12 protein-coding genes are annotated in these 12,104 nt (G+C 63.1%); 8 read left to right on the forward strand and 4 right to left on the reverse strand.

All coding sequences use genetic code 11. The features are described 5' to 3' along the window. The first annotated feature begins 186 nt into the window (after nt 1–186). Nucleotides 187–1,320: a TylF/MycF/NovP-related O-methyltransferase gene (locus AE618_RS17025; RefSeq protein WP_054210257.1), complete on the forward strand. Its 1,134-nt coding sequence runs from the start codon at nt 187–189 to the stop codon at nt 1,318–1,320. Here AE618_RS17025 and AE618_RS17030 read toward each other — a convergent pair. The 4 genes from AE618_RS17030 to AE618_RS17045 form a co-directional block, all read right to left on the reverse strand. Next, nucleotides 1,290–2,327: a hypothetical protein gene (locus tag AE618_RS17030; RefSeq protein WP_156330321.1), complete on the reverse strand. Its 1,038-nt coding sequence runs from the start codon at nt 2,325–2,327 to the stop codon at nt 1,290–1,292. The two genes, AE618_RS17025 and AE618_RS17030, sit on opposite strands and share 31 nt — an antisense overlap. 11 nt (nt 2,328–2,338) lie before the next feature. Further along, nucleotides 2,339–3,331, reverse strand: a complete 993-nt coding sequence (locus AE618_RS17035; RefSeq protein ID WP_082365348.1) for a class I SAM-dependent methyltransferase — start codon at nt 3,329–3,331, stop codon at nt 2,339–2,341. A 125-nt stretch (nt 3,332–3,456) separates the two neighbouring features. Then, nucleotides 3,457–4,173 carry a nucleotidyltransferase family protein gene (locus tag AE618_RS17040; protein ID WP_054210260.1) on the reverse strand — a complete coding sequence of 239 codons (717 nt, stop codon included), beginning with the start codon at nt 4,171–4,173 and terminating at the stop codon, nt 3,457–3,459. A gap of 10 nt (nt 4,174–4,183) precedes the next feature. Continuing rightward, nucleotides 4,184–5,713 (reverse strand): PfkB family carbohydrate kinase, encoded by a 1,530-nt coding sequence (locus AE618_RS17045; RefSeq protein WP_054210489.1) that lies wholly within the window; start codon nt 5,711–5,713, stop codon nt 4,184–4,186. Nucleotides 5,714–6,060: 347 nt separating this feature from the next. Between AE618_RS17045 and AE618_RS17050 the strand changes: the two genes are divergently transcribed. From AE618_RS17050 to AE618_RS17080, 7 genes are read left to right on the forward strand one after another with little or no spacing between them, the layout of a single operon-like run. Then, nucleotides 6,061–7,017: an NAD-dependent epimerase/dehydratase family protein gene (locus tag AE618_RS17050; protein ID WP_054210261.1), complete on the forward strand. Its 957-nt coding sequence runs from the start codon at nt 6,061–6,063 to the stop codon at nt 7,015–7,017. A gap of 37 nt (nt 7,018–7,054) precedes the next feature. Next, entirely contained in the window at nt 7,055–7,648 is a 594-nt protein-coding gene (locus AE618_RS17055; protein ID WP_054210262.1) for an SIS domain-containing protein, read from the forward strand. Between the two features lie 14 nt (nt 7,649–7,662). After that, entirely contained in the window at nt 7,663–8,661 is a 999-nt protein-coding gene (locus AE618_RS17060) for a GDP-mannose 4,6-dehydratase (protein ID WP_054210263.1), read from the forward strand. Between the two features lie 7 nt (nt 8,662–8,668). Next, the gene (locus tag AE618_RS17065) at nt 8,669–9,505 is read left to right on the forward strand and encodes a transketolase (RefSeq protein WP_054210264.1); all 837 of its coding nucleotides are present in this window, start codon (nt 8,669–8,671) and stop codon (nt 9,503–9,505) included. After that, entirely contained in the window at nt 9,502–10,425 is a 924-nt protein-coding gene (locus AE618_RS17070) for a transketolase family protein (protein ID WP_054210265.1), read from the forward strand. Before AE618_RS17065 ends, AE618_RS17070 begins: the two co-directional genes overlap by 4 nt. A gap of 10 nt (nt 10,426–10,435) precedes the next feature. Beyond that, nucleotides 10,436–11,473 (forward strand): zinc-binding dehydrogenase, encoded by a 1,038-nt coding sequence (locus AE618_RS17075; protein ID WP_054210266.1) that lies wholly within the window; start codon nt 10,436–10,438, stop codon nt 11,471–11,473. A gap of 26 nt (nt 11,474–11,499) precedes the next feature. After that, a complete protein-coding gene (locus AE618_RS17080; protein WP_054210267.1) occupies nt 11,500–12,102 on the forward strand; it encodes a hypothetical protein in 603 nt (200 codons plus the stop codon). Nucleotides 12,103–12,104 lie beyond the last annotated feature (2 nt).

The following is a 12,104-nucleotide window of genomic DNA, read 5'->3' on the forward strand; positions in this document are numbered from 1 at the left end:
CTGTGCGCCATGGCGCCGCTACTCAGCAGCCCCAGCAAGCTGCCTGATCGCGAAGGACACGTCGTGAGACGGGCCGCTCCGATCTACCGAATTTCTCCAGATACTCATCATCCTATTCAAGTCTCAATTCGCAGGCGGCACTCCTAGTCTATAGCGAATTGTCTAGCGCTCTCAGTGGAATCGATCATGACCACCGACAACGATTTGCCGCAAAGCCCCGTGGAACCGATCGAGCGGATCGATGCAGACGTGCTCATGGCGCAGATCGACGCGAATTCCGCAAGCCAAGACAGCCTTTTTTCATTTGTGGATGACTACATTCAGAACAACAAAACCATCCCGCCCAAGATTGAGGCGGAAGTTCTGAAGATCCATCTCGTCAATCATCCCGACAGAATCGATTTGAAGCGTCGCCTGGCTGCCGTCAACAGCATGCTGGGGCGTGAGACGGATGCCGATCTGTTGAAAGAGGTCCGCGATTCCATGATCGCGGACGAACACCAGACCGATTTTCAGTCCCTGCTAGAGGAATTCAGCAGGCAAACGAAATACGCCGACCTTGAGCCCGAGTTCATCATCTCGATGAACAAGGTCAGAAAATTCACGATGACGACGACAGAACGCCTCCATGCGCTCTGGTCGAGCGTGAACTACGTGGCGCGCGCGCGTATCCCCGGCGACATCGTCGAATGCGGCGTCTGGCGTGGCGGCAGCATGATGCTTGCTGCCCTCGAATTGCTTCGAACCGCTTCTCACGATCGACGTCTCTGGCTTTATGATACGTTCGCGGGACTGCCCAAGCCGGATGCGGAAGTGGACGTCGACGTCCTCGGCAACCGCGCCATCGATGGTTGGAACGCCCATACATTGACGGATGGAAAGACGTACTGGGCCTATGCCGACCGAGCAGACGTGACTGCCAACATGTTGTCCACGGGCTATCCCGAAGGACTTCTGACATTTGTCGAAGGCATGGTCGAGGAGACCATCCCAGCAACGGCGCCGGGCGCCATTTCGCTGCTTCGCATCGACACCGACTGGTATGCCTCATACCGTCATGTCCTGAATGCGCTTTATGACCGCGTGAGCCCCGGTGGCATTGTGATCTTCGATGACTATGGGCACTTCGGTGGCGCCCGAAAGGCGGTCGACGAGTTCCTCGCCGAACACTCCATCGTTTCCCCTCTGATCCGGGTGGACTACTCCTGCCGCATGATGATCAAGCCGGGCACCGTTCAGCAGATGCCTCGCCTCGGCACTCTCGAACGCATCATGCAACGACTGAGGAGTTACCGCACCGTTTCAGCGGCCCGCTCATAGAGGCGCGCAAGACGCGCGGCGAACCGACGGCTTTTCCATCTCTGCTTCAGCCAGGTGAAGCTTGTCGGCCGATCGGCAGAGATGATGATTTCCTTCTGCAGATTGGCCATGTTGGCTGCTGCATAGGACCGATAGTACTCGACGTAGCGATTAATGTCGCCGCGATCGGCCATCCGCCCCACGAAATGCTCGGGAACGCTCAGTTCGCAGCAGAAGAGTTCCCGGCTGTCCTGCGCCAGAAAGCGCTCGTGATCGCCGAGATTGAGACTGGCGACCAGATCGTCATCAATCGTGCCGGCGAATTCGAAATCCTTGTTCTTCGGATAGACGACGATCGGGTAAAGGTGGAATCCACGGATGATGACGCCCGATCCCTCGACGATCCAATAAAGATGGGACGGGTGGAATTCATCGCCCTTGATACCCTCGACGCAATGCATCAGGAGCTGTGGATGACGGTTGCCAAACCAGATACGGGACAGCTCATTCGGTGAAACCGTCAGAATTCCATTGTCCGAGGACTTGAAGTCCTTGAGCAGGATATCGACAACCTCCTGCTTCAGCGCCCTTGGACCGGGAATTTCGATCACGCGGATGCCCCTGGCAAGAAGCCCGACGATAGTCCGCACGAACCCGTCGGCCATCACGATATCGGCGTTCAACGCAACGACCGCGGCTCCGGCAGAAATCGCGCCGTTGAGCGCATCGCGATAGCTTTCGCTTTTGATCGCATATTTCTCTCCGCCGCTCGCGGTCGAGCCGCCGACGTCGATCACATGAATTGAAACGGAAATCAGATCGCAAAGCGCCCGATATGCCACCGAGTCCTCAATGCGCTTCGCATCCGCCTCGGCCGTATAAATGTGGTACTCGTTGCGACTATCGGTTGAGAGCGACTGGATATTGCCGCTCGACAATTGGGCCGGCAGACAGACATTCAAATAGGTTTCGACGTAGGAATCGCCCCATACGGGAACGGCGAAATACAGCGGTGGGGCCTTCGACATGACGACAGCCTTCATAATCTGCGCGCCGGCTTGCGAAGGATGGCCGTGCTCCAACGGTCGTTCAGCTCGACCGGATACACGCCTTCGGCCGCACAAAACTCATCGACGGCCATCCGCGCAGCCGGGAAGCCATAACAGCCATAATCGTGAACCATTACGACCCCGCCGGCGACCATATTCGGCCAAACGGTTTCAAGAGCCGTTTTGATCGGCTGATAGAGGTCGAAATCGATATGAACGAACCGCCAGCGGTGGCTGGCGAGATCGGCGAAGGCATCCGGAAACCAGCCGCGCACGAGCTTCAGATTGGCCGGCCAAGCGCCGTCACCAACGTAACTCGCAACGCTTTCCACCGATGTCGGAGCAAACGAACCCGCCGTCCATTCCGTTTCATAAATCGACCGCTCGACCGAAATGTCTCGCTCGTCGAAGCCCTCAAACGTATCGAGCGCATAAAGGGTTCGTGACGGGTCCATGAATTTGTGGATGACTCGCAGGCTGAAACCCCGATGCGAGCCGAGTTCTAGGTAATCCGCCTCTTCCAGGCTCGACGTCGACTGCACCGCCTGGAAAAAATTGACGACGCGGTTTGGATCGGTGTGGAGACCAGATGCTTCATCCGCCACGGGGACGTTGGAATAGGCGACCACAGCATCGCGGAACAGCGCATCCTTTCCCCTGTCAGTATAAAAGATATGCGGTGGGTATTGGTGATAGATATCAAAATCCTCGGCACGATACGCTGGCTCTGGCGCCGGGGCCTCTTGAGAAGGCGCCGGTTCAAGGTCGACGCTGTTCTCTGGCGTCAGGGACTCGCCGGACCCGGCGACGATCGCGGGCTCTTGCAAAGGCGCACTGCGATCTGACGGAGTGCCGATATCATTGTTCAGTGCCCCTGATGGTGGTGTCGGGGCCGGAAAAAACGAAGGAAAAGCAGCCTTGCATGCCAAATAGACACGGACCGCCGGGGGCCATCGGCGCAAAGCCTCTCTGATCATCGACATCGAATGCTCCGCAGGGTCGTCTTCTACCGATCGTTGAGTCTTACTTCGGCAGTTAGGAGAGCATGTCAACAATCGGTCGCTTGGGTATTCTGGACACCCCACAGCTTCGAAACGGACAGCGCCTCTCAGGGCACGAATTCCTCGTGCGCGCGGCGCAGGCTTTCGACATTGCCGATGTCGCGGTGATAGGTGGCGAGCGAGACCGCCTGGATGCGCCCGACGAAATGCGGGATGACCTCGGTCGAGAGGTCGATCACCGGCTTGCCGAGCCCGGCCAGGAAGTCCAGCACTTCAGGTTCAAGGATGTAGACCGCCGCATTGGCGAGGTTGCCTGGCGGATTCTCGACCTTCTCGTGGAAGGCCTTGACGATGCCGGCCCGGCCCGGCGCCGCCTCTTCCTCGAATTCGAGGATGCCGCAGGAGCGCGGGTCGTCGGTCTCGAAGGCCAGCATGGTGATCGCGAAACCGGGCGGGCGGGCCTTGTGGACGGCCTCGAAGGCCTGCAGGTCGAAGCGCGTCAGGTTGTCGGCATGGGCGACGAGGAAGGGCTCCCGGCCGAAGAAGCCGGCATTGGCATGGATGGTGCCGCCGGTGCCGAGCAGCTCGTCCTCATGGACCAGCGTGACCGCGTCGCGATAGGGCGCCTCGGCGACATGGCCTCGCACCGCATCGGGCAAATAATGCGTGTTGATCAGGACGGGGCCGACGCCGGCCGGCGTCAGCAGGTCGAACCAGTAGTCGAGCAGGGCCCGGCCATGGATCGGCACGAGGCATTTGGGAATCGTGTCGGTCACCGGGCGAAGCCGGCTTCCGATCCCTGCGGCCAGCAGCAATGCGCGCATCGTGTCTGCTCTAGGCGCGGGTGACGGTCGCCTGCTCGAGCTCCAGGATCAGATCCTGGCGCGTGAGCGGCGTGTTGCCGACGCGGGACACCTGGCAGGCGGCAGCGACCGATCCCAGATAGATCCCGCGCCAGATATCGACGCCGGCGCAGCGCGCCATCGAGAGCGTCGTGAACAGCGAATCGCCAGCGCCGGCGGCATCCTTGGGGGCCGTGTTGAAGGCCGGCAGCCGGTCGGACCGGTCGATCCCGTCCTTGCGGCCATGGATCAGCAGCCCCTCGGAGCCGAGCGTGACGATGACGCTGCCGGCGCCTGCGACCTCGCGCAGCCGCTCGGCCACGATGACCAGGCCCGACTCGAAATCGCGGAGCGCAAGCCGCGCCTCGCGTTCGGTCGGGGTGATGATGTCCATGCCCTTGAAGCGCGAGATGTCGGCGAGCTGCGAGGACGACTGGCTGTCGGCGCCCATCATCACCCCATGACGGGTGGCGAGCGCGGTGATCGCTTCGACCAGCGGCTGCGGCAGCATGCCGTAGTTGAAGTCCGAGAAGAGGATGAGATCGACATCGGCCACGACGTCCTCGACCCGCTTGAGGATGCGGGCCTGGAGATCGCTCTCGATCGGATGCTGGCGCAGATGGTTGACGCGCAGCAGCGTCTTGCCGTTGGCGCGATAGCGCTCCTTCACCGTGGTCGGGCGCGAGCGGTCGAGAAACAGGTCGAGCTTGACGTTGTAGCGGCCGAGCGCCTCCTCGGCGTAGCGGGCTGCCTCGTCATCGCCGACCACCGTCATGAAGCGCACATCGGCTCCGAGCCCCTGCGCATGGGCCGCGACGATGCCGGCGCCGCCGACGAAGGTCTTGTGCTCGATCGGCGTGACCACGATGGTCGGGTCTTCCTGCGACATGCCGAGCGGGTCGCAGTTGATGTATTTGTCGACGATCAGATCACCGATCACCAGGACGCGCAGCCCGGTGAAGCGCTCGAGGCAGCCTTTCAGGTCCTCATTGTCGAAACCGTGGCGGAACGGATAATCGGCCGGGAGCTTGATGGTGTGGAAGTTCGGCTCGGCATAGTCTCGCTGCAGCAGGCTGATCGAGGAGAAGCGCACCTCGCCCGACGAGAAGATCAGCTTGCCGCCATAGCCCTCGACGACCGGCTTCTCGGGGTTCTCGCGAACCGCGAATTCCTTGCCCTTGACCACAACGTCGGGCCGCAATTCCGCGACGAACTCCTCCGGCGCGCCGGCGAGCGAGACGGCATGGCTCACGAAGGAGATCGCCTCGATGCCCTCCTGGCGCAGCGCCTGGGGAACGGTAACGCCCGGTGTCCGGTCCGAATTGATCCCGACGACCAGGAAGTCGGCGTTCTCGGCAGCGAAGCGGAGCAGGCGCAGGTGGCCGGGATGGACGGCGTTGAAGTTGCCGGAGACGAAGGCGATCCGCTTGTTCTCGCCCGCAAGAGCCCGGATGGCCGCCACGCTGGTAAGCGGCTCGCGACTTGCGTCCACCGCCTCCTCGAGGTCCGTGAGATCGGTCATCTTCGTCATTCAGATCAGGTCCGTCAGGTCGGCAGCGAATACGGTGCGGTGAGGCGCGCTTCCTTAGACCAATCATAGATAGGCGGCAATCATTCCGCGCCGGCACATTGTAGAATCGGAGCACAACGCCTTTCGTTTGGCCTTTAGAGCGGGGTTTGGATCCAAACCAGCATCCCGATTGCCACGTGGCCCGCCGGGAACGGCACGGCACCCGCCGCTATCGACATGCCATTTTGATGCTGCTATGAGGCGGCGCGCGCTCGGCGGGAGCCTTCAGGGCGCCGTTCTTCACAGTCGCCACCACCCCGGAGACACCGTCTGCCGGGTTCTTCGCGGGGAAACGGTCCATGAACATTTTCGTCACTGGCGCTTGCGGCTACAAGGGCACGGTGCTGGTTCCGAAGCTGCTCGAGAAGGGCCACACCGTTCGCGCCTTCGATATCCAGTGGTTCGGCAACTTCCTGCGGCCCCATCCCAATCTCGAGGTGGTGAAGGGCGACATCCGCAACAGCGACGAGGTCAACCTCGACGGCATCGACGTGATCATCCATCTGTCGAGCGTCGCCAACGACCCCTGCTCCGATCTCGACCCGAAGCTCACCTGGGAAATCAGCTGCCTCGCCACGATGCAGCTGGCCGACCGGGCCAAGCGCAAGGGCATCAAGCACTTCATCTATGCCTCGTCCGGCTCGGTCTACGGCGTCTCCGACGAGCCGCAGGTCACCGAGGACCTCGAGCTGTTCCCGATCTCCGAGTACAACAAGACCAAGATGTGCGGCGAGCGCATCCTGTTGTCCTATGAGAACGACATGACCGTGCAGATCGTGCGCCCGGCGACGGTGTGCGGCTTCTCGCCGCGCATGCGCCTCGACGTCGCCGTCAATCTGCTGACCATGCAGGCCCTGACCAAGGGCAAGATCACGGTGCTCGGCGGCGACCAGACGCGCCCCAACATCCACATGGACGACATCACCGACCTCTACATCTTCCTGATGGAGAACCCGCAGCACACCGGCGTCTACAATGCGGGCTTCGAGAACATCTCGATCCTCGACATCGCCAAGATGGTCGCCGAGCATGTCGGTGCCGAGATCGAGGTGAAGCCGTCGAACGATCCGCGCAGCTACCGGGTCAACTCCGACCGGCTGCTGGCGACCGGCTTCCGCCCGAAGAAGACCGTCGACGACGCGATCAAGGAGATCGTCGGGCTCTACCGCCAGGGCGCGCTCAAGGAAGAAGATCGCTTCCATAATCTCAAATGGATGATGAAGACGGTTCTGCCTGCACAAGCGGCCGCCGAATAACAAACGGGTCGAAGACGACCTGGCCTGGGAGGCCGACATGGCGGAACTGAGCGATCCGACGGATCACTTCAAGGACTATTCGGCGCGCCTTGCGCAGACGCTGCAGGTCTTCGACTGGGCGCCGGTCAAGGCGCTGGCCGAGGATCTGTTCGGCTGCTGGCAGGAGAAGCGCCAGCTCTTCCTGATCGGCAATGGCGGCAGCGCCGGCAATGCCAACCACCTCGCCAACGACTTCATGTATCCGCTCTCGAAGACGCTGGGCTCCGGCATCCGGGCCCATGCGCTAACCGAGAACCCGGCGGTGCTGGCCTGCCTTGCCAATGACGAAGGCTATGACGAGGTCTTCACCTATCAGCTCGCGGTGATGGCCAATCCCGGCGACATCCTTCTCGCCTTCTCGGGCAGCGGCAACTCGCCCAACATCCTGAAGGCGCTGGACGAGGCGAAGCGTCGCGGCGTCAAATCCTATGCGGTCGTCGGCTTCGGCGGCGGCAAGGCCAAGACGATGGCGGATGTGGCGATCCATTTCCCCGTCGACGACATGCAGATCGCCGAGGACACCCAGACGATTCTGGGCCACATGATCGTTCAGTGGCTGTACAAGCACCGCCACCACGTCACGGCAGCGTAGGAAATCCTCTCGACATGACGTCAGGCGTCAAGTTTCTCGTCCTCGGCTCGAACTCGTTTTCGGGCGCCTTTTTCTGCGACTATCTGGCCGAGCAGGGCTATGACGTCATCGCGACGAGCCGCTCGAAAGAGCCGCATCGCGCCTTCCTGCCCTATAAGTGGAAGAAGCGGCCGGGCACGGTGCGGTTCAAGCGCATCGACATCAACAAGGATCTGCCCGCGCTCGAGGCGCTGCTGAAGGCCGAGCGCCCGACGCATGTCGTCAACTTCGCGGCCCAGTCGATGGTCGGCGAGAGCTGGATCAACCCCGACCACTGGATGATGACGAACGTCGTCTCCACGGTCCGCCTGCACGATCTGCTGCGCAACTATGATGGGCTGGAGCGTTACGTCCACGTCACCACGCCGGAAGCCTATGGCTCGACCGAGGGCTGGGTGAAGGAAGACCACGCCTTCAACCCGTCGACGCCCTATGCCGTCTCGCGCGCCGCCGGCGACATGAGCCTGCGCACCTATTTCCAGCAGTACCAGTTTCCGGTGCTGTTCACCCGCGCCGCCAATGTCTACGGCCCCGGCCAGCAGCTCTACCGCATCATCCCGCGCACGATCTATGCGGCGATGACCGGCCAGAAGCTCAGGCTCGACGGCGGCGGCAAGTCGATCCGCGTCTTCATCCATATGCGCGACGTCTCGGACGCGACGCTGAAGATCGCGCTCAAGGGCGCGCTCGGCGAGACCTACCACATCTCCGGCTATGAGCTGGTCTCGATCCGGACCTGCGTCGAGACGATCCTGTCGACGCTCGGCAAGAACTTCGACGAATGCGTCGAGATCGGCCCCGAGCGCCCCGGCAAGGACACCGCCTACACGCTCGATTCGATCAAGCTGCGCACCGAGCTCGGCTGGCAGGACAAGATCTCTCTCGCCGACGGCATCGCCGACACGATCGGCTGGATGCGCCGTTTCGAGGCCGATTTGCCGTCCCTTCCCTCCAAATACATCCATAAGGCGTAAGACATTGATGAACGCCGCATACAAAGAGCCCGATGTCGCTGCCCTGAAGGCCAGGGCCGCACAGCTGCGCGGGACCGTCGTGACCATGTGCCATGAGGCGAGCTCCGCTCACCTCGGCTCGTCGCTGTCCTGCCTCGACGTCCTGACGGCCGCCTACTGGCATGTCCTGAACATCGACCCGGCGAACCCGACCGACCCCGATCGCGACCGCTTCATCCTGTCGAAGGGCCATGCGGCGATGGCGCTTTACGCGACGCTCGCCAACCGCGGCTACTTCCCGGTCGAGGAGCTCAAGACCTACAACCAGGACAATGGCCGCCTGGCCGAGCATCCGCCGGCGAACCTCCTGCCCGGCGTCGAGGCCGCGACCGGCTCGCTCGGCCACGGCCTGCCGATCGGCATCGGCATGGCGGTCGCCGGCCGCATCCAGAAGCGCAACTACAAGGTCTACGCCCTGCTCTCGGACGGCGAGAACAACGAGGGTTCGGTCTGGGAGGCGGCGATGTTCGCCTCGGCCCAGAAGCTCGACAACCTCTGCGTCATCGTCGACTACAACAAGTGGCAGGCCACCGCGCGCTCCAACGAGACGCTGATGCTGGCCCCGCTCGCCGACAAGTGGCGCGCCTTCGGCTGGGACGCGCATGAGATCGACGGCCACGATGTCGGCGAACTCGCCCGGATGATGCAGACGCTGCCGAACGGCACGGGCAAGCCCGTCGCCCTGATCGCGCACACCGTCAAAGGCAAGGGCGTCTCCTTCATGGAGGACGACAACAACTGGCATTACCGTGCCCCGACCGCCGACGAGGTCGTGAAGGCGCATAAGGAGCTCGGCCTGCTATGAGAAACGCATTCGCGGACGAGCTGACCGCCCTGGGCAATGACGACCCCCGCCTCGTCATGCTCTCGGGCGACATCGGTAACAAGCTGTTCGACAAGTTCCGGGCGGCCCACCCCGAGCGCTTCATCAATTGCGGCGTCGCCGAGCAGAACATGACCGGCGTCGCCGCCGGGCTCGCCATGTCCGGCATGCGGCCGGTGACCTATACGATCACGCCGTTCTGCACGACGCGCTGCCTCGAGCAGATCCGCACCGACGCCGCCTATCACGACGTGCCCGTCACAATCGTCTCGGTCGGTGCCGGCCTCGCCTATGCCGGTCTCGGACCGACGCACCATGCCTGCGAGGACATCGCCTTCCTGCGCGCGATCCCGAACATGATCGTGATCGCGCCCGGCGATGCCTGGGAGGTCCGCGCCGCGCTGCGCGCCGTGATGCAGCAGAACAAGCCGGCCTATATCCGCATGGGCAAGAAGGGCGAGCCGCTGGTCCACAAGGGCCGCCTCGACACCTTCAAGATCGGCGAGTCGATCACCATCGAGCAGGGCAGCGACGTCTGCCTGCTCTCGACCGGCAACATGCTGCCCGAGGTGATCGAGGCCGCGCATGTGCTGAAGGAAAGCGGCGTCTCGGCCGAGGTGGTGAGCTTCCACACCGTCAAGCCGCTCGACGAGAAGCGCCTCCAGGACGCGTTCTCGCGCTACAAGCTGGTCGCCACCATCGAGGAGCATTCGCTGATCGGCGGCTTCGGCTCGGCGGTCGCCGAATGGATCGTCGATTCCGGCATCGCGCCGAAGAAGTTCCTGCGTTTCGGCACACCCGACGCCTTCTTCAAGAAATCCGGCGAGCAGGAGTTCGCTCGCGAACAGCTCGAACTCACTGGCCACCAGATGGCCCACCGCATCCTGCATTCGCTCGCCTGACGGATATCCGATGAAAACCCTCGCCGCCCTCCTCGTCCAGACCGGCCAGCCGCTCGAACTCGTCGAGATCGAGATCCCGGCCCTCAAGCCCGGTCAAGTCCTGGTCGAAATCGCCTATTCCGGCGCCTGCGGCACGCAGGTCATGGAAGCGCGCGGCCTCAAGGGCGAGGACAAATGGGTGCCCCATTGCCTCGGCCATGAAGGCACCGGCACGGTGCTGGAGGCGGGCTCCGCCGTCACCAAGGTCAAGGCCGGCGACAAGGTCGTGCTGTCCTGGATCAAGGGCTCGGGCATCGAGGCCGGCGGCGCGATCTACATGTGGGGCGACAAGAAGGTGAACGCCGGCGGCGTCACCACCTTCCAGCGCCATGCCGTCGTCAGCGAGAACCGCCTGACGCTGGTGCCCGAGAGCCTGCCGATGGATGTCGCCGTGCTGCTCGGCTGCGCCGCGCCGACCGGCATGGGCGCCGTCTACAACGTGCTCAAGCTCCAGCCGGGCGATTCGATCGCGATCTTCGGCACCGGCGGTATCGGCCTCAATGCCTGCCTCGCTGCGGCGCTGGGCGGCGCCTCGCCGGTGATCGGCATCGATCCGAGCCCGACGCGCCGTGCGCTCGCCAAGACCTATGGCGCGACCCATGTCATCGATCCGACCGGCGTCGACGTCATCGCCGAGATCAAGAAGATCGTGCCGCAGGGCGTCGATGTCGCCGTCGAGGCCTCCGGCATCCCGGCCGTGATGGACCAGGCGATCAACGCGACGCGCCAGCAGGGCGGCCGCGCCGTCGTCATCGGCAACGCCAAATACGGCGCCGAACTCAAGCTCAATCCGGGCGTGTTCAACCAGGGCAAGAGCCTGATGGGCACCTGGGGCGGCGACAGCGTTCCCGATCGCGACTATGGCCGCTATGGCCGCCTGCTCGGCGGCGGGCGCTTCCCGGTCAAGGGGCTGCTGTCGGCGCCCTATTCGCTGGCGCAGGCCAGCCAGGCGCTCGACGACCTCGCCGACGGCAAGGTCGGCCGGCCGCTGATCGACATGAGCCTGTAGCGCCAGCCCGGACGAAAGGGCTGTCCATGCGGATCGGCATCGATTTCGACAACACGATCGCCTGCTATGACGGCGTCTTCCACAAGGCGGCGCTGGAGCGCGGGCTGATTCCGGCCGATCTCGGCGGCTCGAAGAACGCCGTGCGCGACCACCTCAACGGCTCCGGCCGCAAGGATGATTTCACGCAGCTGCAGGGCTATGTCTATGGTGCCCGCATGGACCTCGTCGCGCCCTATGCCGGCTTCGACGCTTTCCTGAAGGCGGCCAATGCCGCGGGCCACGAGCTGTTCATCGTCAGTCACAAGACCAGGACCCCGATGATGGGGCCGGCCTACGACATGCACCAGGCCGCACGCGGCTTCCTCGAGGCGCGCGGCTTCATCGGCGACGCGGGCGTGCGCGCCGGAAACGCCTTCTTCGAATTGACGAAGGAAGAGAAGGTCGCGCGCGCCGCCTCTCTTGGCGTCGAGGTCTTCATCGACGACCTGCCCGAGATCCTGTCGATGACCGGCTTTCCGGCCGGCATGCGCGGCATCCTGTTCGATCCAGACGGCCACCATGCGGCCATCGACCGTTTCGAGCGCCATGCGAGCTGGGGCTCGATCCAGAGCGCCCTGCTCGGCGGCTGAGC

Origin of the sequence: Allobosea vaviloviae (assembly GCF_001298265.1) — a bacterium.
Lineage (GTDB): Bacteria > Pseudomonadota > Alphaproteobacteria > Rhizobiales > Beijerinckiaceae > Allobosea > Allobosea vaviloviae_B.